The organism is Sphingomonas sp. JUb134, from assembly GCF_004341505.2.
In the GTDB taxonomy this organism is placed as follows: Bacteria; Pseudomonadota; Alphaproteobacteria; order Sphingomonadales; family Sphingomonadaceae; genus Sphingomonas.
This window is the reverse complement of sequence record NZ_SLYP02000002.1, coordinates 151,469-175,185: the sequence shown is the minus strand read 5'-3', so window position 1 is coordinate 175,185 and position 23,717 is coordinate 151,469. Positions and strand designations below refer to the sequence as shown.

The 23,717-nt window shown below is 63.7% G+C and carries 16 protein-coding genes; 11 read left to right on the top strand and 5 right to left on the bottom strand.

What is annotated here, in order from left to right:
* The first annotated feature begins 46 nt into the window (after positions 1-46).
* The 5 genes from EDF69_RS17070 to EDF69_RS17050 all read left to right on the top strand — a co-directional run bounded on the left by EDF69_RS17070 (position 47) and on the right by EDF69_RS17050 (position 7,881).
* On the top strand, positions 47-1,309 hold the full coding sequence (locus EDF69_RS17070; protein WP_132884060.1) for a TolC family protein: 1,263 nt from the start codon (positions 47-49) through the stop codon (positions 1,307-1,309).
* Positions 1,306-2,796 carry an efflux RND transporter periplasmic adaptor subunit gene (locus EDF69_RS17065; protein ID WP_132884061.1) on the top strand — a complete coding sequence of 497 codons (1,491 nt, stop codon included), beginning with the start codon at positions 1,306-1,308 and terminating at the stop codon, positions 2,794-2,796. Before EDF69_RS17070 ends, EDF69_RS17065 begins: the two co-directional genes overlap by 4 nt.
* Positions 2,793-5,936: an efflux RND transporter permease subunit gene (locus EDF69_RS17060; protein WP_132884063.1), complete on the top strand. Its 3,144-nt coding sequence runs from the start codon at positions 2,793-2,795 to the stop codon at positions 5,934-5,936. The genes EDF69_RS17065 and EDF69_RS17060 overlap by 4 nt, the downstream gene beginning before the upstream one ends.
* Positions 5,933-6,337: a copper-binding protein gene (locus EDF69_RS17055; RefSeq protein WP_132884065.1), complete on the top strand. Its 405-nt coding sequence runs from the start codon at positions 5,933-5,935 to the stop codon at positions 6,335-6,337. The genes EDF69_RS17060 and EDF69_RS17055 overlap by 4 nt, the downstream gene beginning before the upstream one ends.
* Positions 6,338-6,618: 281 nt before the next feature.
* Positions 6,619-7,881: a type II restriction endonuclease gene (locus EDF69_RS17050; RefSeq protein WP_132884067.1), complete on the top strand. Its 1,263-nt coding sequence runs from the start codon at positions 6,619-6,621 to the stop codon at positions 7,879-7,881.
* Between the two features lie 122 nt (positions 7,882-8,003).
* Here EDF69_RS17050 and EDF69_RS17045 read toward each other — a convergent pair whose 3' ends face one another.
* Positions 8,004-9,116: a site-specific integrase gene (locus EDF69_RS17045; RefSeq protein WP_339538966.1), complete on the bottom strand. Its 1,113-nt coding sequence runs from the start codon at positions 9,114-9,116 to the stop codon at positions 8,004-8,006.
* A gap of 494 nt (positions 9,117-9,610) precedes the next feature.
* Between EDF69_RS17045 and EDF69_RS17040 the strand changes: the two genes are divergently transcribed.
* On the top strand, positions 9,611-10,384 hold the full coding sequence (locus EDF69_RS17040; protein WP_190288249.1) for a hypothetical protein: 774 nt from the start codon (positions 9,611-9,613) through the stop codon (positions 10,382-10,384).
* Positions 10,385-11,470: 1,086 nt separating this feature from the next.
* Here the strand turns inward: EDF69_RS17040 and EDF69_RS17035 are convergent.
* The 3 genes from EDF69_RS17035 to EDF69_RS17025 form a co-directional block, all read right to left on the bottom strand.
* Positions 11,471-12,814 (bottom strand): replication initiator protein A, encoded by a 1,344-nt coding sequence (locus EDF69_RS17035; RefSeq protein ID WP_030541358.1) that lies wholly within the window; start codon positions 12,812-12,814, stop codon positions 11,471-11,473.
* A gap of 99 nt (positions 12,815-12,913) precedes the next feature.
* Positions 12,914-13,948, bottom strand: a complete 1,035-nt coding sequence (locus EDF69_RS17030) for a ParB/RepB/Spo0J family partition protein (protein ID WP_030541359.1) — start codon at positions 13,946-13,948, stop codon at positions 12,914-12,916.
* Entirely contained in the window at positions 13,945-15,144 is a 1,200-nt protein-coding gene (locus tag EDF69_RS17025) for an AAA family ATPase (RefSeq protein ID WP_051585712.1), read from the bottom strand. Before EDF69_RS17025 ends, EDF69_RS17030 begins: the two co-directional genes overlap by 4 nt.
* Positions 15,145-15,407: 263 nt before the next feature.
* Between EDF69_RS17025 and EDF69_RS17020 the strand changes: the two genes are divergently transcribed.
* From EDF69_RS17020 to EDF69_RS17000, 5 genes are all read left to right on the top strand, one after another.
* On the top strand, positions 15,408-16,262 hold the full coding sequence (locus EDF69_RS17020) for a DUF7146 domain-containing protein (RefSeq protein WP_030541361.1): 855 nt from the start codon (positions 15,408-15,410) through the stop codon (positions 16,260-16,262).
* Positions 16,263-16,339: 77 nt separating this feature from the next.
* Complete coding sequence (locus tag EDF69_RS17015; protein ID WP_132884068.1) at positions 16,340-18,793, top strand: strawberry notch-like NTP hydrolase domain-containing protein; 2,454 nt, start codon at positions 16,340-16,342, stop codon at positions 18,791-18,793.
* Positions 18,794-18,938: 145 nt separating this feature from the next.
* The gene (locus EDF69_RS17010; protein WP_016510927.1) at positions 18,939-20,486 is read left to right on the top strand and encodes a tyrosine-type recombinase/integrase; all 1,548 of its coding nucleotides are present in this window, start codon (positions 18,939-18,941) and stop codon (positions 20,484-20,486) included.
* Positions 20,480-21,394 carry a tyrosine-type recombinase/integrase gene (locus EDF69_RS17005; protein WP_043059022.1) on the top strand — a complete coding sequence of 305 codons (915 nt, stop codon included), beginning with the start codon at positions 20,480-20,482 and terminating at the stop codon, positions 21,392-21,394. The genes EDF69_RS17010 and EDF69_RS17005 overlap by 7 nt, the downstream gene beginning before the upstream one ends.
* A complete protein-coding gene (locus tag EDF69_RS17000; RefSeq protein WP_043059021.1) occupies positions 21,391-22,407 on the top strand; it encodes a tyrosine-type recombinase/integrase in 1,017 nt (338 codons plus the stop codon). The genes EDF69_RS17005 and EDF69_RS17000 overlap by 4 nt, the downstream gene beginning before the upstream one ends.
* Here EDF69_RS17000 and EDF69_RS16995 read toward each other — a convergent pair.
* Complete coding sequence (locus tag EDF69_RS16995) at positions 22,397-23,701, bottom strand: hypothetical protein (RefSeq protein ID WP_239556180.1); 1,305 nt, start codon at positions 23,699-23,701, stop codon at positions 22,397-22,399. The genes EDF69_RS17000 and EDF69_RS16995 overlap by 11 nt on opposite strands.
* Positions 23,702-23,717: the final 16 nt, after the last annotated feature.

Here is a 23,717-nt window from a genome sequence, read left to right as displayed (position 1 = left end):
GCGTCACATGTTGGCGCGCCGCCTCTGTCATGAGGGGCGGATATCCATGATCATGATGCCGAGGCGCGCTGTGCGACGCCTGTTGCTCTCTCTCGGTGCGACGCTTGCGAGCGCCTGGGCCGTGCCGGTGTCGGCCGGCCCGCTCACCTACGAGCAGGCACTGAGGCTCGCTGCCGCCAATGCGCCGAGCCTCAAGGCGCGCGCGGCGGCGACAGCTGGCGCCCGCTCGTCGGCGGTCGCCGCCCATCGCCTGCCCGATCCCACGCTCGACCTGGGCCTGCAGAACTTCCCGGTGAGCGGCCCCAATGCCGGCAGCTTCACGCGCGACGATTTCACCATGGCGACGATCGGGTTAAGCCAGGCCTTCCCCAATCTTGCCAAGCGCCATGCACGCGCCGCGCGCGCCGCGGCCGATATCGGTGTCGCCGAGGCCGGCGAGCTGGTCGAAGGCCGCAACGTGCGGCTCGAGACCGCCCTCGCCTGGGTCGATCTCTATTATGGCGAACGCCGGCTCCGGCAGCTCGACCTGCTCGATGCCAGCCTCGACGACCTGCAGAAGACCGTGACCGCGCGCCTGGCGTCGGGCAGCGCCCGACCGAGCCAGGCGCTCGAGCCCGACCAGCTCCGCGCCGCCATCGCCGATCGCCGCGCCGAGATGGCTGCGGTGGTGGCGCAGGCGCGGGCCCGGCTCGCGCGCTATACCGGCGACCCCGACCCGCAGGCGATGGGCGACCCGCCGATGCTCGATGTCGATCCGATCCGGCTGCGGGCCGGGATCGATGCGCTTCCCGCCCTGCGCGCGCAGGACGCGCGGATCGCAGTCGCCGAAGCGGACGTGCGCCTCGCGCGCGCCGACAAGCGCCCCGACTGGAAGGTCGGCGTCACCTATGGCCGGCGCGATTCCATGTACGGCGACATGGCCTCGGTCGGCGTGTCGATCGACCTGCCGCTGTTCGCCGGCAAGCGCCAGAATCCCAGGATCGCTGCCAGCGAGAGCCTCGTGCAAGGGGGGCGGTTCGACCGCGAGGCGATCCGCCGCGAACTGGTGGCGCAGCTCGACGCCGACCTTGCCGATCATGCCATGCATCTCTCCCGGTTGCGCAATGCCCGCGAGACGCTGGTGCCCCTCGCCAGGCACCGCGCCGAGCTCGACCGCGACAGCTATGGCGCCGGCAAGCTCGACCTTGGCGCCGCGCTGCTCACGACGCTCGGGCTCGCGGAGGCCGAGGTCGAGGCGCTCAACCGCGAAGCCGACGTCGCGCGCGACGCGGTCCGCATCACCATCACCTATGGGGAGGAGCGGCCATGACGCTCGATAAATCCGCACTGCGCTGGGGCGCATCGATCCTGGCTGTCGCGCTGCTGGCCGGCGGCACAGGCTATTGGGCAGGCCATCGCCAGGCACCGCAATCGGAGGCGACCACGCCCGCCGGGGCAGGCAAAGTCCTTTACTGGTACGATCCGATGTTCCCCAACCAGAAGTTCGACAAGCCCGGCAAGTCGCCCTTCATGGATATGCAGCTCGTGCCGCGATACGCGGACGGAGGAAGCGCCGGCGCGGCCCCCACGGTCGCCGTCGATCCCGCCGCGCGGCAGAGCCTGGGATTGCGGGTCGTCGCGGCGAAGATGGGCAGCCTTGCCTCGGCCCTCGAGGTCACCGGCACGATCGACTTCAACCAGCGCGACGTCGCCGTCATCCAGGCGCGTTCGGGCGGGTTCGTGAGCCGCGTCTATGCGCGAGCGCCCGGGGACGTGGTCCGCGCCGGCGCGCCGATCGCGGACCTGCTCCTGCCCGAATGGGGCGGCGCGCAGACCGAATATCTGAGCGTCAGGCGGCTCGGCAAGCCCGATCTCACCGCGGCCGCGCGCCAGCGGCTGCGGCTGATGGGCATGTCCGACGGCCTCATCGCCAGCGTCGAGCGGAGCGGTCGACCGAACGGCGTGGTGACGATCACGACGCCGATCTCGGGCACCATCCAGACGCTCGACGCCCGTGCCGGCGTGACGCTCGCCATGGGCCAGACGCTCGCCCAGGTGAGCGGGCTCGGCACCGTCTGGCTCAACGCCGCGGTGCCCGAAGCGCGCGCGGGCGATGTCCGCGTCGGCCAGAATGCCAGCGCCACGCTGGCGAGCTTCCCCGGCGAGCGCTTCGCCGGCCGGGTGATCGCGATCCTGCCGACCACGCAGGCCGACAGCCGCACGCTCACCGTGCGGATCGCGCTGCCCAACCGCGACGGCCGGTTGCGGCCGGGCATGTTCGCCACCGTCGCGCTTGGCGGCGATGCCAAGCCGGCGCTGCTGGTGCCGAGCGAGGCGGTGATCCGCACGGGCAAGCGCACGCTCGTCATGCTCGCCGCAGGCGACGGGCGCTATCATCCCGCCGAGGTCCGTATCGGCCGCGAGGCGGGCGGCGAGACCGAGATCCTTGCCGGCCTGTCGCCCGGCGAGAACGTCGTCGCCTCGGGGCAGTTCCTGATCGATTCCGAGGCGAGCCTGTCGGGCATCGAGGCGCGGCCGATCGGCGGCGGTGCGGCATCGGCGACCCTCGCCGCGCCGGCGTCGAAAGCCACGCTGTACGAGACGACGGGCAAGATCGAGCGGATCACGGCCAATTCGGTGACGCTCAGCCACGAGCCGGTCCCCGCGCTCGACTGGCCAGCGATGACGATGACCTTCGCACTCGCCGATCCGGGCATCGCGCGCGGCTTCAAGGCGGGTGACCGGGTTCGGTTCGGGTTCGACCGGCCCCCGGCGGGACCGACGCTGCGGCATATGGCGAAGGTGGCGGGCCGATGATCGCCCATCTCATCCGCTGGTCGGTCAGGAACCGCTTCTTCGTTCTGATCGGGATGCTGGCGCTGATCGGCGCGGGCCTGTGGGCGGTGCGCTCGACCCCGATCGATGCCCTCCCCGATCTCTCGGACGTGCAGGTCGTGATCCGCACCAGCTATCCCGGCCAGGCGCCGCAGATCGTCGAGAGCCAGGTCACCTATCCGCTCACCACCACCATGTTGTCGGTGCCCGGGGCAAAGACCGTGCGGGGCTACAGCTTCTTCGGCGACAGCTTCGTCTATGTGATCTTCGAGGATGGCACCGATCTCTATTGGGCGCGCAGCCGCGTGCTCGAATATCTGAACCAGGTGCAGGGGCGCCTGCCGGCGAACGCCCGCAGCGCGCTCGGTCCCGACGCGACCGGGGTTGGCTGGGTCTATGAATATGCGCTGGTCGACCGCACCGGCCGGCATGACCTGTCGCAGCTGCGCGGGCTGCAGGACTGGTTCCTGCGCTATGAACTCAAGACCGTGACCGGCGTCGCCGAGGTCGCCAGCATCGGCGGCATGGTCAGGCAGTATCAGATACTGCTCGATCCGGTGAAGCTCGCCGCCTACGGGGTGACCCACGCCCAGGCGGTCGAGGCGATCCGGCAGGCCAATCAGGAAGCGGGCGGCTCGGTGCTCGAGCTGGCCGAAGCCGAATATATGGTTCGCGCCTCGGGCTATCTGAAGACGCTCGACAATTTCGGCGCGATCCCGCTGAAGACGGCGGCCGGTGGCGTGCCGGTCCGTCTCGGTGACGTCGCCACGATCCAGGTCGGTCCCGAAATGCGACGCGGCATCGGCGAACTGAACGGCCAGGGTGAGGTCGCCGGCGGCGTCGTGATCCTGCGTTCGGGCAAGAATGCCCGCGAGACCATCGCGGCGGTCAAGGACAAGCTCGCCGATCTCAGGAAGAGCCTGCCGCCCGGCGTCGAGGTGGTGACGGTCTATGATCGCTCGCAACTGATCGATCGCGCGGTCGAGAACCTCACCCACAAGCTGGTCGAGGAGTTCATCGTCGTCGCCCTGGTCTGCGGCCTGTTCCTCTGGCATGTCCGCTCGGCGCTGGTCGCGATCCTGACGCTGCCCTTGGGCGTGCTCGCCGCCTTCGTCGTGATGCGCTACCAGGGCGTCAACGCCAACATCATGTCGCTGGGCGGCATCGCCATCGCGATCGGCGCGATGGTCGATGCGGCCGTGGTCATGATCGAGAACGCCCACAAGAAGATCGAGCGCTGGGAACAGGACCATCCGGACACCCATCTCGACCGCGAGACGCGCTGGATCGTCGTCACCGAGGCGGCGGCCGAGGTCGGGCCCGCGCTGTTCTTCAGCCTGCTGATCATCACGCTGTCCTTCATCCCGGTGTTCACGCTGGAAGCCCAGGAAGGCCAGCTGTTCGCGCCGCTCGCCTTCACCAAGACCTATGCGATGGGCGCCGCCGCGATCCTGTCGGTGACATTGGTGCCGATCCTGATGGGCTGGCTGATCCGGGGACGTATTCCGGCCGAGCAGGCCAACCCAGTCAACCGCTGGCTGACCGATCTCTACCGGCCCGCGATCGACTGGACGATGCGGCGGCCCAAGGCGGTGCTGCTGATCGCGACGCTGGTATTCGCGACCACGGCCTGGCCGCTGTCGCGGCTCGGCGGCGAGTTCATGCCCAACCTCGACGAGGGCGACCTACTCTACATGCCCTCGGCATTGCCCGGCCTCTCGGCGGCTAAGGCGAGCGAGCTGCTTCAGCAGACCGACCGGCTGATCAAGACCGTGCCCGAGGTCGAGACCGTGTTCGGCAAGGCGGGTCGCGCCGAGACTGCGACCGATCCCGCGCCACTCGAAATGTTCGAAACAACGATCCAGTTCAAGCCGCGCGACCAATGGCGGCCGGGTATGACGCCTGAGAAGCTGGTCGACGAGCTCGACCGCACGGTGAAGCTCCCGGGCCTCGCCAATATCTGGGTGCCGCCGATCCGCAACCGCATCGACATGCTCGCGACGGGCATCAAGAGCCCGATCGGGGTCAAGGTGTCGGGCAGTGATCTCGCCGAGCTCGACCGGATCGCCCATGATGTCGAGACGGTGGCTAGGACCGTGCCCGGCGTCAGCTCGGCGCTCGCCGAGCGGCTGACTGGCGGACGCTATGTCGATGTCGACATCGACCGCGCCGCCGCCGCGCGGTTCGGGCTCAACATGGCCGACGTGCAGGCCATCGTCTCGGGCGCGATCGGCGGCGAGACGATCGGCGAGACGGTCGAGGGCCTCGCCCGCTATCCGATCAGCGTGCGCTATCCGCGCGAATTGCGCGACAGCCTCGAAGGGCTGCGGGCGCTACCGATCCTGACGCGGGCGGGCCAGCAGATCACCCTGGGCACCGTGGCAAACGTCTCGATCGCCGAGGGCCCGCCGATGCTCAAGACCGAGAATGCCCGGCCTTCGACCTGGGTCTATGTCGATGTGCGCGGGCGCGATCTCGCCTCGGTGGTCGGCGATCTGCAGCGTGCGGTGGCGAAACAGGTCAGGCTCTCGCCGGGCGTCAGCATCGCCTATTCGGGCCAGTTCGAATATCTCGAGCGCGCAGTCGACCGGTTGAAGCTGGTCGTGCCCGCGACGCTGCTGATCATCTTCGTGCTGCTCTACCTGATCTTCGGCCGCTTCGACGAGGCTGCGCTGATCATGGGCACGCTGCCGTTCGCGCTGACCGGCGGCATCTGGACGCTCTATCTGCTGGGGTTCAACCAGTCGGTTGCCACCGGGGTCGGGTTCATCGCGCTCGCCGGCGTGTCCGCCGAGTTCGGCGTGGTGATGCTGATCTATCTCAAGAACGCGCTGGCGGAGCACACCGCAAATCCGGACGCCGCCGAAGTCGAGGCCGCCGTGCGCGAAGGCGCGCTGCTGCGCGTCCGGCCCAAGGCCATGACGGTCGCGGTGATCCTCGCCGGCCTGCTGCCGATCCTGCTGGGATCGGGTGCAGGCTCGGAGGTCATGAGCCGGATCGCGGCACCGATGATCGGCGGCATGCTGACCGCGCCCTTGCTCTCCATGTTGGTGCTGCCCGCCGCCTATCTGCTGCTGCGCCGGCCCAAGACCGATCCTATCCTTCAACCCGCTTCATCATGAAGGAGAAGACGATGAACCATGCACGACTGACCATTGCCCTCGGCCTCGCCGCCCTGACCGCCGCCTGCGGCAAGAAGGACGAGGCGCCGGTTGCGGCCGAGACCAACCAGGCGGCCGCGGCTGCGACGATGGACGGCGATATCGACAATAGCACGACGGTGTCTGGCGTGAGCGGCGCAATCAAGGCCAAGGGCCATGGCACCGTCACCGCGATCGACAAGGCGGCGGGCACCATCACGCTCGATCATGGTCCGATCCCACAGGCCAAGTGGCCCGCGATGACGATGGCGTTCAAGGCGGCGCCGTCGATCACCGATGCGGTCAAGGTCGGCGACAAGGTCGATTTCGACCTCTCGCTCAAGGGTAGCGATGGCGAGGTCACCGCGATCGCAAAACAGTGATCCGCTAAATTCGACCGGAAAAAGCTGGTTGCGTCGCCGCTCCCGGGCGGCGGCGCCCGTGCCGGCCGTCTGCCTGGCCGTGCGCCCGGTCTACGGATGCGACCGGCAACACCCATGCCAGCGCCGTTTCCCTGCACGATGACCGGCAGTTTGAGCACGCTTCGCGGATCGCACATTGAACGTGCAAGCCGCCCTTGCCCGCGATAGCCTGAACGGCAAGGAGCCCAGTTCAGATGACCCAGCCAGTACCGAACTTGTTACCCACGACACATCATGATCTCGTGAGCGAGCTTGTCCGTCGTTGGCGAGACGATCCCGGCGCCACCTATCGCTCCTGGTTTCTTTGGGACGAACGGCTGAAAAACTTCCGCTCCATCCGTCGCGGGCTGCAGCAGGTGGTCGCGGAAATCGAAAGTGGGCGGTTCGGCGTCGCCTATCGCGGCTCGTCATTGGAGACGGTTGTCCACTCGATCGCCGAACAGCGGCAGATCTTCAAGGGCGCCGACCATGCCTGGCTGTGGAAGCCCAAGCTGCGCATTCCCGACATTTACGAAAGCCCGGACAATCAGCGGGCGTTCGGCCGCCTGCTCGACAATTGCTCGTGCTGCGATACCGCCGAGGAGATCATCAGCCACATCCGCAGCATAGACGCGCTCAAGATCAAGGGGCTGGGGCCGGCGGCGGCCAACCTGCTCTATTTCCTTCACCCGACGCTGGTGCCGCCCTTCAATACCGCGATCGTGAAGGGCTACAATGCCGTCACCGGCGCCAAGGTGAAGCTCGGGTCATGGGATCATTTTCTCGCCATGCGCGCCGGCATCCTCGACCTCAACGACCGTTACCGCGAGTTGCTCTCCAACGATCTCGGCGCGATCGGCGGACTGCTGTTCGACATCGGCTCGGGCCGCTATCCGGCGCCACCGCTGCAGGATGACGCAACGGCGGCCGACCACTGGCTCGGCAGATTGGAACATGCCAGAGCGGAGGCAAGCCGGCTCGACAAGACAGCCGCCGCGCAGGGCGAAACCGATCGCACGCACGCCGAGATCCAGGCATGGCTGCGCGATCTCGGCCATGCCCTCGGTTACGATGTGTGGATCGCCGCCAATGACCGCGGTCGGCTTCACGCCGGCTGTCCCCTTGGACAGGGATGCCTCGAGCGCCTTCCAGACGCCATTGCGACCTCTCCCGGAGCGGACTCGATCCGCCTCATCGACGTGTTGTGGCTGGCGAAGGGTGGCGACGGCGTCGCCGCCGCGTTCGAGGTTGAACATTCGACCTCGATCTACTCGGGGATCGTGCGCATGCTCGATCTGGCGCTGTCGGGGAGCGATCTGCACGCTGCCGCCGGGCTGTTCCTGGTCGCACCGAATGCGCGCGAGCAGGACGTTCGCGCGCAACTCCGTCGCCCGGCCTTCAGCCGTATTGCCGATCTCGACTTCGCCTATCTGCCCTATGACGAGTTGGAGAGAAACAGGGACGCGATCGCTCGTTTTGGAACGGGATTGAAGGCCATCAAGGCAATCTCAAGCCCCCTTCCCTGAAACACGGACCAATCGTGCCGCTGCGGGCAAGGGCCACCGGCCAGCTCCATAAGCTCATGCCGGTCCGATGAGGTTGCTTGGGGAGCGACGCCCTCCCGCAATCGAGTCGACCAGCGACCCCATCAGCCGATCTTCGCCATCAGCCGGCCCGCTGCGCCCTGCTCTGCAGCAAGGTTGCGATTATAGGCGAGCGGCATTCGCGGCGACTTCCACCGCAGCGCGTCCATTATCCCGGCGAGATCCTCGCCGCTCGCAAACAGATCCTGGTTGAGCCCGATCCGCGTCGAGTGCGCGCTGATCCCTTTGAGGAGCCGGGCCAGATCCTCGGCCGTCAGATCGGGAAGCCCGCCGAGATTGAACGCCCGCTGGGTGATCGACCGGAAGATCGGCCCGATCGAGCCCGGATGCAGCGCGACGGTGCCGATGTCATATTCGACACGTGCCTGCACGGCGGGCTTGGAGAGGGTCTTGCGGAGATCCCAAGTCTCCCGGCCCGATATGCTGTCGATCGGGCGCCCGCGCACGGCGGCGCGGGCCTTGTAGCGCCGCACCTGCACCCGCCGGAACAGTGGCCCTTCCGTGATCTCGGCCGCCTCCGTCCAGGCCGCGATCGCCGCGACCGTGCGCGGGCTCAGGTAGGCGGTCGCCCCCTCCCCTTCCTGATCGCCCTTGCTCCGCAAGATCCGCAGCAGGCGGGCGTCGGGATCGATCGCTTCCTCGATATGCTCGACGGCGACCGCCACCAGCTCGGAAGCGCGCAGGCCGGTGTCATAAGCGGCAGACAGCAGCGCCCGATCGCGCAGCCCGGGCAGTTCCTCCCCGCAGCTCTCAAGCAGCGCACGGATGTTGAGCCCGCGCGCCTTATCGCGCTCGACGTCGCGCACCGGCCCTTTGAACCGCAGCGGCCGCGCCTGCTTCTGCGCCGCCCCCTTTTCGCGGCGCACCGCCTGCAGCCGTAGCTTCACCAGCGGGGCCAGCGTTGGGTCTTTCAAATCGAGCAGCTGGTGGATCTTGGCGATCGACGCCTTGTAGCGGGATAGCGAGGCCGGGCGGCTCCCCTTACCGGCCCGCGCATCGAGATAATCGACGACCGTCTCGGCCGTCGCCGGGAGAGCGATCCGATTGGTGCGACGGCACCAGGCATCGAACGCTTTAATATCGGACTTCAGCGCGCGGATGCTGTGGGGCGATGACGCGCGCTGGTAAGCCGCAATCAGCGCCTCATTGATGATGATCCGCTAGCCCGCCCGCATCTGCACGATCGCCCAGCCAAGGTCGCTCGGCGCCGGGACAGCCGGCAGGGCCGCCTCAGAAGGCGCTACAGCGGATTCTGGCCCTCCCCGGGCGGTTTCGGTGCTCACGACGCGCCTCGCTCCTCAGCCCCGCTTGTAGCGCACCATATAAAGAACGGTCAATTCCGCTTATGCGATAACTGCAATTATCAGAAGTCCCCTGCGGGCATCGTGATTGGCGCAACAACAAACCGGTGACTTACGTTGAGAACGTGATATCAGAAATTGTGAGCACTTCACCCCCGTTACCTACTCTGCTCGCCCTCGGCCGCCTCGATGGGCGTCTCGCCAACAGCCCGGCTCGAGACATTTGGCTGGCGCGGGAAAGGGTCAGTGGCGCCGCGACCATCGCGGGAATCGCCGGGGTTCCCGTATCGATTGACGATATCATGAATTGGATTTGCGGACGAACGCCACCGCCGCGCCACAGCGAGGGCTTGAACGATCCGATGTCTGTGGCAGCCGTGATGCACTTCGCTCTAGCGGCTCAGCAAACGCCGGCGGACGATCTTACCGCAGCCACGTTCAGGATTCTGCGCACGCTGCTCGACGATCGGGCCGAAGCCGAGCTCTGGGGTCCGGAGGACCTTGCTCGCTGCTCAGGCGCATTCAGGGCGGCTCAGGTGGCCATTGCAGCCCCCTACCCTTCCCCTACCCTCCTCGCGGTCGCTGAGCGTCTCCTGGAGGTCCATTCAGCGTTGGAGGTCTCACCGGCCTCGGACCGAACTGTCACGACGATCGATGGCCGTCGAATGAGCCTTGAACCGGTGAGCTTCGGTACGACATGGATGATCGCCTGCCAGCTGCCTCGAGCATTGGTTGCGGCCGGCATGGCAACGCAGATTCTTCCGTCCGCTGTCCACCTTCCCCGGTATCTTCCAAACTCCGCAGGGGAACTCATGCGCGAGCTTGAAAGCACGATCGGGTTGGCAAGCAGGCAGGGCCTGGCGGAGCTCGACAGGCTCGAGGGAAGGCTTGAAAATCTCCCGCGCGTCGTTGAGGTGACCAAACGCAGCCGGCTTCCGGAGCTGTTGCGTTTGGAACTGGCCTATCCCGGACTTCGGGTGCCGGCCATCGCACGCCTGCTGGGTGTGACACCGCAGGCCGCGGCCAAGCTCGCTGTGCGCTCCAGGGCGTTAAAGGATAGCAGCCGGCTCGACCGGATGGGGCCAGGTCGGGAATGGCGTCCCTCCCCTTCCATTTCCCTCTAACAATAAGAAATCTCAGAATCCGCCGAAGGCGTAAGCGTTAAGCGGGTTATATCTTTGAGTTAAAAGGTTACTGCCGCGGCGTTCCCGGAAAAAGCTAGTGAATCCGGCGATTCGCTGCCTGTGGACAGATTCCGATAACACGACGGCCGAGCTCCGATAACACGACGGTCAGATTCTAATAACACGACACTTTCGCTCTGATACCACGATGCCACCACTTGGGGGCTGTGGATAACCCGGTCTCGGTCGGGGCTGCGCCTACCCGTGTTGGCAGCAGTTAGCGTTCCGATTCGCTTTTCGTGCTTCAACCCCAAACCAGTAATTGTCCATCCGAGATCGTTGCGCGGGTCCGGCGTGTTATCGGAAATGTCGCGTACCTCCTTCAACGTGTTTTTGGGAATGGCTTTTCGGCCCCCTTCCCCGAGCGCCGCATCTAGCCCTATGCTTCGATGCAGTGAGATAGGCCTGTAGACGTGCTGGAACTTCGCCGGGGCCTCATCACTGAGACCGTATCCACGCTCACCCAAGGTCCGCAATTGGCGACTGGCACCCCGTCGCGCGATCGTGTTTTTAGAATCAGCGACATGGATTTCCGCGTCCGCCCTAAAGCCCCGGATTTCAGCCTCTTTCGCAAATTGTCCATTTGCAAGATGACGCTTTGAACCAATTCCTGAAAACACGTCGCGACCCAGAGCGGCAATTGTCGCCGCGGGACGCGATGCCAACCGTCCTCTCGCGCTGCCAGGCTGATAATCCGGTCTCCAGCTGACGATCGCGGGGCTCAGCTGACGGTCGTCCCGGCCGGATGTTTGACTCAAGCCGTATCAAAATCGGTCATCTTGGCTCGACATGAAGGCCGCCCGCGGCACTACCGTAAATCGGAGCGGCCGCGGCATTCGTCCCGCTCGAAGGTGCAGCCAGGCGTTCGAGTTTAGGTGGAAGGGCCGCCATCGTTTTCCAACAATAGCCGTCGATGATCGTGCCATGATCCGCCGTCGATCAGCGCGGCATCGGATTGGTGGCAGGGTCATTTATCCCCGCGCGCCCTCGATCGGCTTTTCGCGGGGCCGGATCAGATCGATCCAGTCAGAAGCCTGGGAGCGTATATTTATTGCGCTCGTGGTGCTTCTTCATGAAGCCATAAAACCGTTTCGAGTAGTTCCTGGGCATCTCGTCGGGATTGCTGTTCAGGAAAGCGTCGAACTGCTTGATCAGGACGTCCAGATCCCAGCCAGGGCATTCCGCCTTGATCGCCGCATAGGTCTCGGGATCGAGTACCTCATGTGCCCGTCCACCCCGGCGGCGCGGCGTGGAAACTGCGGCGGCAGCGTAGCTTTGGTCGTGCGGATCTTGGCTAGGCTTTGGATCGGTGGCCTTGAGATCTGCGACTGCACGCTGCACCAGGCTGCGAACGAGGCTCGGGTCAACGGGCATTTCTGCGGCTTCCTCGGCCGGCCGTTGCTGGAGCTGCTTGGAAGAGCCGACAGTCTTCGAACTTTCGGCTGAGCGGGCGGGGGAGGGGGGTGTGGCGCGCTTGCGGGAGGGGACCTCCTGGTGCCCTCCCATGAAGCGACGCATCACCATCTTCAGCTTTGGTCGGGGTGTTTCCGCCCCGATCACCTCCAAGTTGATCTCGGGCAGGGTGTTGGCCCGCGCCAGCTCAAGGATCTTATTCTTGAAGGACGGCAGCGAGCTCTCGCTTCCGCTTTTTTGGTGAAGCGTTTCGAACCCGATCGTGAACCCTTCGGCGCCGTTGCCGCCGGCGTGCTTGCGGCTGGCGCGGTACAGCCACTTACCGAGCCCGCTTGTGATCTCGAAATAGAGCGGAGAAATCGCGAGTACGTTCCGCTTGTCCATCACGCCGTCGAAGAACCACTTCGAAAGGGTGATCTCCATTCCAAGGGACCGTTGGGTTCGCTCGTCTACGAGGTGCGTATAGCTGTCGATCCACGAAAACGTTGTCTCACGGGTCTTCGAGTTGGCCCGGATGTTCGTCTTGATCGTGGTTGCCTGCAGCCTGTCGAGCGCTCCGATAAGGCGTTCGTAAGCACGTCCGCTGACGCCCCAGCAGATGCGCTTCAGCAAGTCGCCTGGTTGAACACGGATCGTCGGCGAGAGATCATTGTCTCCGCGCTCGCGCAGCTCATTCAGATGAGAGGCGAGGTAGATCATGATGTCCGCATCCCAGATCGTCGCCATGCCATATTCCGGATTGGCCGAAACATGGACGGTGACCTGCTTGTCTGGGCTTACATATTCGATCGGTTTGACCCGCTTCTTCTTCGAAAGGCTGAAGAAGGGGCGCTGCATCGTTTCTTGATAATCGCGCAGGGAGATTTCGCTGAAGTCGGGAAGCGTGAAGAACATCTCAAACTGCACGCGGCGGCCGCCGACCACCGTCGCAACAGCCTCGTTCTCGCCCTGGCTCATGCCGCGTCCCACGCGTGGGACAAAGGCGCTAAGCCACTGGAAACAAACCAGAATACCCCACTTTTCAGAGTGGCAAAATCCAAAGAATTACAGATTGCTTCAGGCCCCATCAGAGACCCGCTTTTTCAGAATCTTTGCCCTCTCGACGAGCGGGCGGATAGCCTCCAGGATATCGTCAGCCGACAGGTCGGTCGGGTTGATGGTGATAGTCAGCCCTCGCGCCCGATCTCGATCAACCTGTCCAATCGTCATCCCCTTGGCTTCGATAGAAGCCTTCTGGAGACGGCTGCTCCGGCTGGTTGTCGTCGCCTTGATCAAACGCGCGACGACTTCAGCACCACTGATAGGCTCTTCGTCACCCGACTGTCGAAAGCTCTGTTCCGCGGCAATGTCCTTGGCGGCCGCCTCCATCTTCTCCCGCATCGCGGGCGTGCGGACCAGGGGAAGCAACTTGTCACCGTGACGCACCTGAAGGTCCATCGGCGAGCTAAAAGCACTGACGATCGATTGCGGAATTTCCGTGAGCCCGATGTACCGCGACAACATGGATTTCGAGAGTTTCACACGGTCCGCCAACCGGGCTTGTACGCCATCATAATAGGCATCGACGGCTGCCTTGTAGTTGGTACCGCGTTCGAGGTCGGAAATGTCCTCTCGTTCCCGGTTTTCGATATCGGCAAGCCTGAAGGCGGCTTCGTCGTCGAGATCCTCGATGATCGCGACAAGCTCGATATCGGGATAGTGGTTCGCATTGAGCCACGAGATAGCCCAATGGCGCCGTGTGCCGATGACGAGCTCATATTCCAGCGCGGCATTCTTCACCCGCCGGACCACGACCGGGATCCGGTTGCCATTCTCCGCCTGGATCGAGTCTATGAGACTTCGGACACGATCCTCGGTCAGCAGCGCATAGTCTCGCGCATTCCCAGGCCAGATCGAACATTCAGATGGCTTCAGCCGGATGGTCGGCCGTTTCACCATCCGAGCGGCCTCGGTGAAGCCCTCAAGCCGCCGTGCCGTGAAATTGCGGGCCGCTCCGCCTTGCGCTGCGTCGACCTGTTCGGGAGCAAGCTCGGAGGCCGGCGTCGGCGCTGGGGCTGCCAAGGCTTCACTGATTGCGGAGCGCCGGCTCATGCTGCTGCACTCGCGACGGAATCGTTGGCGCGCTTGGAGATGCTCTGCGACGGCCATTGTTCGCGGATCTGTTGCAGAACCTCTCCGAATACGGAGTCAAGATTGTCGCGGCACCTCTGGTAGGTCGCGTGCGCCGCCGAGGGCTTGCTCTCATAGATTGACCGGAACGCCTGCGTCGCGTTCTTGATCTCCTCCGACGCAAGGATCGGCTGGCTCAGGAGGAAATTGGCATAGGTTGCCTGCATCATCTTCCACATGTCCGCTTCACCCGGTTTGCTAGGCGTGTAGGCTGAGCAAACTACGCGAATAAAACCATAATCGACCGGAGTGCCATTCTCTTCGAGAATCTCGATATTGTCAGCGATCGTGTCCATGAAGTGAATTGTGGATAGATAATCGAGTTGCCGAGCCGGAACAGGGACAAGGAGGCCGGTCGCCGCTGCCATCACATTAAGGCCCAGAAAGCCCATCGCGGGCGGCGGATCGAGCACGATAACGTCGAAGTCTTTGACTATGCTTTGGATACCGATGCGTAGTCTCTGCAAACCCTCACGGACGGCCTGACCGCCCTCGCGCAATGTGGCTGTCAGGTCCCACTCTGCGTCCTGAAGTCCGAGGCTCGATGGGACGATCTTGATCGTCGGCCATGCAGTCTCATGAATCGCCTGCCGAAAATCGTCGAAGGTGCTGCGAGGCGACAAGAAATTGCCGAGCGTCTTATCTTCGTCGAAGAGAGTTTCCGGCTGAATATCGAACATCGTGGTGGTGGAAGCCTGCGGATCGCAATCGATGACCAGCACGCTATACCCATGAAGAGCCAAATAATCTGCGAAGTGCTTCGTAATCGTACTCTTGCCGACGCCACCCTTGAAGTTCTGCACCGCGACTACGACAGCGTCTTCATCTGCCGCTTTGCCCGGACGAATGTGCAGTGCCTCGCGGATCTTGGTCAAATCCTCGAGCGTGTAGTAGCGCCGCCCGTTGCCCAATTGCTTCGGCGACGCGAGCCGGCCTTCCTTCTCAGCCTTCGCCAACGCTTCGGGGGTACGCCCGACCAGTTCAGCCGCCGCCGTCGGGCCAAAGGTGAGATCGAGAACCTTCCGGTCTTCCGGCTTGAACACGACCGACTTCACGCGATCGCGCATCATTTCGCACGAACGGGTCATCGTCCGAAGCGTGTTTACGGTAAAGGACATCCCCGCGTGCCTCCCTCCGAATCAAGCCAGCGCGATCCGGTTTGCCTTTCATGAGCAAAACTACCTGCAAAAGTCAAACCGGCACCCGAAACAGCCAGCCATCGCCGAATCGGCGGCTTCCGAATCCTTCGATCGGGAATCGGTGATCGGATCAAGTTGAACGATCCAACCACGAGAACGGCGGAGCAGATCTCGAAGTTGCCGGGAGCGCGCCACGCAGAGGAGGAGAGCGGGAGGGAGGCAGCGAACATGAGGTGCAGATCATGCCGCTGGTAGCGAACCGTCCATCCCAAGAACTTGTCGATCTCGTCGGCGCTCTGCGCGGCCGCTGGAGCGGCTACATCGCCATGTGCCGATGCCCAGCCCACAATGATGCGGAACCAAGTCTTTCGATTCGGCAAGGCGATCGAGGCATATTGGTGACCTGCTTTGCGGGTTGCGCTCGCGAGGACGTGCTGCGTGAGCTCAGCCGCATCCGCCCCGGTCGCCATCACCCGATGCCTCTCGCAACCCAGCCTAGCCGCTCTTCCACTGGCGAGCACCTCTGGAATGAGGCCGCCCATGTCAGGAATACCCTTGCGGAACGCTATCTCGGCCGCCGCAACCTTCTTCCACCGCCGCCTGATGTCCGTTTTCACCCACGGTGCCCGTATTTACCGAAGCCGAAAACAGTGTTCCTGCCGGCGCTCCTGGTTGCGGTCCGCGAAGTCCGGAGGCTGGTCGCCATCCAGCGCATCTTTCTCGATCCCGCTACCGCCGACTACGTGCGTAAGCTCATGCTCGGTGTCCCCGGCTCAGGTGCCTGGCGGGGGAGAGCTGGCGGTGCGACCCTCGCAATCGCCGAAGGTTTTGAGACCGCCGACGCCTATAGTCGTCTCCGTGGGGTTCCTTGCTGGGCGTCTCTCGGCGCGCGCCGCCTGGATCAGCTCATCATCCCTGAGAGCGTGACGACCCTGTACATTGCAGAGGACAACGACGCCGAAGGTCGCCGTGCCGCGCAGAATGCCGAAGACCAATACGCCAGGCCCGGACTCACGATTCGTCGCGATCCGCCTCCCGCGAGACACAAGGACTGGGCGAGGGTGCTCGACGCCGCGGCTCTGCAATCCCGCGCCTAAATGCGCCCGGACAGAAGAGGGGAGGGGGGTCGAAAGCGTGATGCTGCCGAGGGTGCAGCCACGCAGGAGATCCCAAAATGACCGACCTCTTCCACGCGGCCGCCACGGCGGACCATGATGCCGCGCGCCTGCTCCTTCCACATCTCGGATCAGGCCGCCCGATCACCCGCCGCCTGCTCAACGAGGTAATGGCCTCCGCCTACGGTGGCTCCGACGCCGACGGGCGCTGGACACAGCGAACAAGCTTCGAGGTTCTCGAGCACGCGCTGGCTCTCCATCTTCGCGCGGCCGGCTCTGGCTTGCGCTCGTTCGCCGATGTGAGCGCCATTGTCGCGCTCTCGGATCGCCTTCCTACCCAGACCGTGCGGAGCGAGGAGCAACTCGACTGGCAGCAATTTTCGACGCCGATCGACATCGCCGCAGTTGCGGTGCTGTTGGCCGACGTACAGGCGGACGACGTCATCCTTGAGCCGAGCGCTGGCAACGGCCTGCTCGTCGCTCATTTGGGCTCATACAAGGTTCTTCAGCTCAACGAACTCGACCCCGTCAGGCGGGCGCGGCTGCATCGGGTGTTCCCGGAAGCCACGATCTCGGGTGAGGACGGTGCGACGATCAACTCGACCCTTTCCGCGGCCGAACCGCCAACCCTCATTCTCATGAATCCGCCGTTCTCGCGGTCCCTCGGACGTGGTGCCGATGACTATGCGGCGGTCCGCCACCTCCAGGCGGCCCTCCGTCGCCTCCGATCAGGCGGGCGAGTGGTTGCGATCATGCCCGACTGGTTCGGCCCGAGCGCCAGGATGCGCGACCAATATGAGACCGTGCTTCGCGACGTTACCGTCCGCACCGCGATCCGCCTCGAGAAATGCTACCTTAAGCACGGCACGTCTGTCGCCGTTCGGCTGTTCGTGATCGACAAGGCGCCCGGCAATGCACCGCCGGCGATCATTCAACGATCTTCCGTCGGCGAGCTTCTGCCCGCATTACGCGTTCCCGAAAGATCGACGCTCAAGAGCGACGCCCCGATGCCTGCGCCGAGACGATCGGCCGGTATCTCGATCTTCCGCGCCCTCAAAAGCAGCCGCCCAGAGCCCCGCGCCTATCACGCGCCCGTTCGCAACGACGTCCTCCCCGTCGACTACGAAAAGCTCGCGACCCCGGCGCCGCTCCTTGAACAAACGGGCGTCTATCTTCCCTACCGTCCGAGCCGGATCAGCTTTGCCACCGCCGGCGAGCATCCAACTCCCCTCGTAGAATCCGTGGCGATGGGTTCGATCCCGGCCCCGATCCCCGACTATGTCCCGTCGCTCCCCGAGCGTACGGTCGCGGAGCGGCTCCTCTCCGCCTCCCAACTCGAGACGGTCGTCTATGCCGGGCACGCCTGGTCCCAGACCATCCCGGGCAGATTCAAGCCGAACAAGGAAGGCGTTGGCCTGACACTTGCCGAAGACGGGGACATCTATCGCAAGGGTTTCTTCCTGGGCGATGGCACCGGCGCGGGGAAAGGCCGGCAGATTGCGGCCTGCATCCTCGACAATTGGCTTCAGGGTCGACGGCGCAATATCTGGGTCACGAAAAATGCCCCGCTCCTCGAAGATGCGCGGCGCGACTGGACCGCATTGGGCGGTGTCAGCGGCGACATTCAGCCGATCTCCAACTGGAAGATCGACGAACCTATCAGGCTCGACCAGGGCGTCCTGCTCGTCACCTATCCGACATTGCGCTCGATGCGCGGCAACCACAGCCGGCTGAGGCAAATCGTCGACTGGGCTGGCGCCGACTTCCAGGGCGTGCTGGCGTTCGACGAGGCCCATGAGATGGGCGGCGTCGCCGGCGGGGAGGGGGCGCTTGGCGCCAAGGAGGGCTCGCAGCAGGGGATCTGTGGCGTCCTTCTCCAGAACCAGCTTCCCGGCGCACGTGTACTCTATGCGTCGGCCACGGGCGCGTCAGACGTCAACAACCTCGCCTATGCGGTCCGCCTCGGCCTCTGGGGACCCGAAACAGCCTTCGCGGATCGCGAGCAATTCATCAGCAGTATCCGCCAAGGCGGCATCGCAGCGATGGAGCTGGTCGCGCGCGACCTCAAGGCGACTGGCCTCTACATGGCGCGCGCGCTGAGCTTCGCCGGCGTCGAATATGAAATTCTCCGGCACGAGCTGACCCCCGCCCAGATCGAGATCTACGACACCTATGCGGATGCATGGTCGATCATCCACCAGAATATGGAACGGGCCCTCGAACTCACCGGCATCGTCGACGGGCTGGAAAACGCGACACTGAATAGCGGCGCCAAGGCGTCGGCCAGATCGCGCTTCGAGTCGACCAAGCAGCGTTTCTTCGGCCAGGTCCTGCTTTCGATGAAGCTGCCGACCGTGATCGCGGCTGTGCGTCGCCACCTGGCGAATGGCCAGTCGGTGGTCCTCCAGCTCGTGACCACCGCTGAGTCTATCCTCGATCGCCGGCTCGATGCGCTGAGCCCGGATGACCGGGCCGATCTCGAGATCGACCTCTCGCCCCGCGAATATATGTAATGTTGAGCTCAACATTACAGGAATTCTTTGCAGTCGCAGTTTATGTCGAGCGTGGTGGCGGGAGGCGCAGGTTTCCTTCGGTTTTCCATGATTTCACTCCAGATAATTACGGTTCCCTCGACCTCAACAAGTCGAAGGAACCAACATGCGATCAAGATCATCATTGCCGTTTCGAGCGGCCCCGCTCCGGGTCGAAGACCCGCCCAGTCACGGCGCCCTTCTCACCGCATTCCTCTCCTCTCTGTCGCTCGACGAGAAGTCAGGCTGTGCGGTTCTGTATGGCGCGGCGGTCCGCCATTTCCTGCATTGGCTGGGCCTGCATAAGATCGCGATCCGCACGATTGACGATCGGGCTGTCCGGCGGTTCGAGAAGCATGGGTGCCGGTGCCACCGGTATTCGGCGCAGCAAGCGCACTACAAGGCTGACCAAGCAGCAAGGGTCAGGCGCTTCGTCCGGTTCCTGGAAGATCAAGGCTACGTCGAAGTCGACGACGGGATCGACGATCTGCCACGGCACCTCGCCGACTATTCCGATGCGATCGATCGCCTGCAACTTGCCGAGGGACCGGCACAGGCCTATCGGTCCGAGGCCGAGCATTTCGTGGCCTGGCTTCGCATGGCGCGGCGCCAATGGATCGAGATCGATGACGCGATCATCGACCACTATGCAGCGCATGATTGCCGATGCCCGGTCTGGCGCAAGCGGGGCAAGCTGGTCGCAACGGGCACCAAGCGGCGGCGGCGATGCGCACGGCACTTCGTCGAGTTCCTGCGAGGCCGGGGCGCCATCCCATTGGTTGAACCGGTGGCGGACGATGACCCGCACATGTCGGCTTACTTGGCATGGCTCAAGCAACACCGCGGCGCCACGGACGAGACGATCCGGCGCTACCGGACTGATATCAGACGGCTCATGCCAATGCTGGGCGAGCCTGCGCAATGGGATGCCGCCGGACTCAGGAGCGCATTCCAACGACGAAGCAAGGAGACGCCGGGCTCGGCATCGCTGCTCGTCACGATAATGAGGAGCTACATCCGGTTTCTGGTCGTGCGTGGCGAGTGCCGGCCGGCTTTATTGCATGCAGTTCCATCAGTGCAGCGCTACCGCCTTTCGACGCTGCCGCGCCATGTCGACCCGGCAACGATCGAGAGGATCATTGCGGCCTGTCCGACAGATCGTCCGGTGGAAGTCCGGGACAAGGCCATCATTCTCCTGCTCGCCAGGCTCGGCCTGCGGGCTGCCGATATTCAGGACATGCGTCTCGACGACATCGACTGGCGATCCGGCCACCTGACGGTCAAGGGCAAGACGCGTCGACCGGACCGCCTGCCATTGCCGCAGGATGTTGGCGACGCGATCCTGGCATATCTTGCGGCAGCCCGCCCGAAGACCGCCGAAAAGCATCTGTTCCTGCGTGCACAAGCACCGTTTCGGCCATTCCGCTCGTCCGCTGAGATCGCGGGCATCGTCGCTCGTACGCGCGACCGCGGTGGAATCGAAGGAGTGCCGACCGGGTCACACATATTCCGGCATTCGCTTGCCACCAACCTGCTGCGCGCAGGCGCAGGCCTGGAGTCCGTCGGGACCATCCTGCGTCACAGCTCGCCCGAGACCACTGCCATCTACGCCAAGGTCGATCTGCCGATGCTCATGAAGATCGCGCAGCCCTGGCCGGGAGAGCAGTCATGCTGAACATCCACATTTCCAGATACGTCACGCTGCATCGCAACCTGGGTCGCAAGTATTCCGAACAGGACCGGATGCTCCGCCAGTACGCTGCATACGCCGAGGGTTTCGGCGATCAGCACACTCAGGTCCAGCGCATCTACGACTGGTGCCACACGTCGAGCTCACAATATGTGGCTCGCCGGAGGTTCGACACCGCACGTAACTTCAGCCTTTTCGCGCACGCCGAAGATTCAGGCCACGAAGTTCCGCCTGCCGGCGTATTCGGCCGGGGCAAGCGGCCACGCCCGACGCCGAAGATCATTGAACCGGACCAAGTGCGGGCGATCATGACTGCTGCATTGGACGTTCCACCCCAAGGCACGATCAGCCCATACACGTACCACTACCTGTTCGGGCTGCTGGCGGCGACAGGTCTCCGGATTTCTGAGGCCCTCGCATTACAATGCAACGATCTGGTCGAGGATGGCTTGATCGTCCGCAACGGCAAGTTCGGCAAGCAGCGGCTGATTGCCTTGCAGCCGTCGACCCGTCAGGCGCTCGAAGCATATCTCGCCACCCGGGCAAGGCTCGGCGCCACGGGCAATGACCTGTTCGTGACCATCCGCGGAAGAGCCCCCCATAAAGTGCGCGCGCACATCGTGTTCGTCAGGCTGGCCCGACAGCTTGGATACCGCGGACCAACTGGAACGGCCGGGATGCGGCTACACGACTTGCGGCACACTTTCGCCGTGCGTTCCCTTGAGTCCTGCCCACCTGACAGGGAGGCGATCGCACACCACATGGCCGGACTCAGCGTCTATCTGGGGCACGCGTCGGTCGCCAACACTTATTGGTATCTCGAGGCCACTCCAGTGCTGCTGCGCGATATCGCTGCCGCCAGCGAGCAACTTTACCGAGGAGAAGCGGCATGACGGCTCTCGCTCCGCATCTCTCGACCTACCTGCGTGAACATCTGCCACGCGAACGTGCTGTTAGTCCGCACACGGTGAAGACCTACGCCAACTGCTTCGTCCTCCTGGTCCAGTTCGCTGCCGATCGGCTGAAGCGTCGGCCGACCGATCTCGAGATCGAGGATCTCGGCACCGACATGATCATGGCCTTCCTTGACCATGTCGAGAACGGTCGCGGCAGCTGTGTTCGGACTCGCAATGGCAGGCTCGCCGCGATCCGGTCCTTCTTCCGCTACATCGAGTATCGTATTCCGGCCTGCCTAGATCAGGCCCTTCGCGTCAGATCGATCCCTACCAAGAAGACCGACAAGGCGCTGATCGACTACCTCGACCGGGCAGAGATCAAGGCTTTGCTCGACGCCCCGGATCCCCGGACACGCCTTGGCACCCGCGATCGCGCAATGCTGCATCTGGCCTATGCTGGCGGGCTGAGGGTGTCGGAACTCGTAACGCTACAACTGCGCGATTTCCCGGACCGCTCCCTGTCCACCGTGCACATCATGGGCAAGGGTCGGCGTGAACGGGTCCTCCCGCTCTGGAAGGAGACTCAGTTCGCATTGCGCGCGTGGCTTGCGATCCGCCCCGATGCGCAAGCTGCCGAGATATTCCTCAATGCCAAAGGGCAACCCATGACCCGCGACGGATTTGCGTTCCGTTTGGCGGAGCACGTCAAGGCCGCGGCAGAGAAGCAGCCGTCGATCTTTGGAAAGCGCGTAACACCGCACGTGCTGCGCCATTCCTGCGCAATGCACACGCTCGCGGCGACCGGGGACATTCGCAAGGTCGCATTATGGCTCGGGCACGCCAGCATCCAGAGCACCGAGACCTATTTGCGCGCCGATCCCGAGGAAAAGCTGCAAATTCTCGCGGCGCAGGGCGCCCCTGCCATCAGGCCCGGGCGCTTCAAGCCGCAAAGCGACGATCTACTATCAATGCTTCAGGAAATACGTGCAGGAGGTCATGTCAAAATTTGACACAGGTCCGCATCGCAGTCCGAAGCGCCAGTGGCGCTCCCGCCAACAAAGCTTCGCCTTCGAGGCGGCCGTTGATGCGTAGCATAACCGAACCGTTTTGACGGAGAAGCATCGGAATGAGTTGGGAACCAGTGAGGTTGGCCTGCCAAAACGTGCTCTGAGCGTTCGCGCGGCCGGTCGGAATGTCAATTAATCGACCAGCAAAATTCCATGTAACCGTAACGCGCTGCACCGCCGCGGGCTTGTTAAGGAGCATGGCCATCATGGGGCGGTTGCCTTCACAAAACAGGCTAAACGACTTGATGTTTGGCGAAGCAGCTACATCGACATAGGCCATTGGGGCGCGACCTTGGACCGGCACGACCTCCCAAGCAGTCCCAGGCAGCGGCACTGCGTCCTCAGGTGGGCTGTCCATAAGCAGGCGAGCAATGTCCTGGGGCACGGGCAAGCGGCCTCCTTGAGGCGCATAGACCGTCAACTTTCCCTTTTCCCAAAGGCCAATTTGAACGGCACGGCGATTTGCATCAAGCAAAACATAGGCTTGCTCTACACCGCCTTGATGCGGCGCATTTCCCGTAACCCAATAGAGAGACCCTTGTCGTTGGAGACTGGATATCGCCGAAAGATTGCTGGCCAGCAGGTCCATTTTGCGGCCCAAACGCGAACGTATCGCGTCAGCTATCGGACCACTTGTCAAAAGATCTATTCCGTTGGGATCGGAATCACTTTGGAATTTCCCTATGGAACTGGCAAGATTGGTCCAGGCTAGCGGCGTCGGTTTTCCTAAAACTGGCCTTGCTTGCAGCGGTGCTTTTGAAGCAGCAGATGCCGGCCCAGACCCCTTGCATAAGAGCAGTGGGGATTGCGACACGAGCGCTGACTTGAACGGATCCAGGCGCTGTCCAGGCGCGACGTCTGCTTCAAGGCGGACTACGCCTCGCTTTTCGTCGTCATTAACCGTCAAGATCACGCGTCCGAAATCGTTGGCATTGACAGGAAAAGGAAAAAAGACCGCACTAATGCCTTCATAGGTCGGGCCAAGAAACGAAGCCGCGTACTCAAACCGGGTGCTTTTTACAGTCTGACCAGACGCTTTGAAAGTAAAACCGGTTTCGTTGATCTCAAGGCTCGCCCCTCGAGAGCAATCGCCACGCGGCGCATACGAGCCATAGCTTCCTTCGAGATCCATGCCCTTTAATGACGTCAATGTCACTGCGCCCGCGACGCCGGGCAAGCCCAGAAAAATCCCTGCGAGAAAAACGGTAATGGAGCGCTTGGGCAGTTTGCTCGGCATGGCAGATCTCCATGGC

Bases quoted from the DNA above. Each gene is read 5' to 3' on its own strand.
- EDF69_RS17070 (WP_132884060.1), top strand. From the start codon at position 47: ATGATCATGATGCCGAGGCGCGCTGTGCGACGCCTGTTGCTCTCTCTC.
- EDF69_RS17065 (WP_132884061.1), top strand. From the start codon at position 1,306: ATGACGCTCGATAAATCCGCACTGCGCTGGGGCGCATCGATCCTGGCT.
- EDF69_RS17060 (WP_132884063.1), top strand. From the start codon at position 2,793: ATGATCGCCCATCTCATCCGCTGGTCGGTCAGGAACCGCTTCTTCGTT.
- EDF69_RS17055 (WP_132884065.1), top strand. From the start codon at position 5,933: ATGAAGGAGAAGACGATGAACCATGCACGACTGACCATTGCCCTCGGC.
- EDF69_RS17035 (WP_030541358.1), bottom strand. From the start codon at position 12,814: ATGAGCCAGGGCGAGAACGAGGCTGTTGCGACGGTGGTCGGCGGCCGC.
- EDF69_RS17030 (WP_030541359.1), bottom strand. From the start codon at position 13,948: ATGAGCCGGCGCTCCGCAATCAGTGAAGCCTTGGCAGCCCCAGCGCCG.
- EDF69_RS17025 (WP_051585712.1), bottom strand. From the start codon at position 15,144: ATGTCCTTTACCGTAAACACGCTTCGGACGATGACCCGTTCGTGCGAA.
- EDF69_RS17020 (WP_030541361.1), top strand. From the start codon at position 15,408: ATGCCGCTGGTAGCGAACCGTCCATCCCAAGAACTTGTCGATCTCGTC.
- EDF69_RS17015 (WP_132884068.1), top strand. From the start codon at position 16,340: ATGACCGACCTCTTCCACGCGGCCGCCACGGCGGACCATGATGCCGCG.
- EDF69_RS17010 (WP_016510927.1), top strand. From the start codon at position 18,939: ATGCGATCAAGATCATCATTGCCGTTTCGAGCGGCCCCGCTCCGGGTC.
- EDF69_RS17005 (WP_043059022.1), top strand. From the start codon at position 20,480: ATGCTGAACATCCACATTTCCAGATACGTCACGCTGCATCGCAACCTG.
- EDF69_RS17000 (WP_043059021.1), top strand. From the start codon at position 21,391: ATGACGGCTCTCGCTCCGCATCTCTCGACCTACCTGCGTGAACATCTG.
- EDF69_RS16995 (WP_239556180.1), bottom strand. From the start codon at position 23,701: ATGCCGAGCAAACTGCCCAAGCGCTCCATTACCGTTTTTCTCGCAGGG.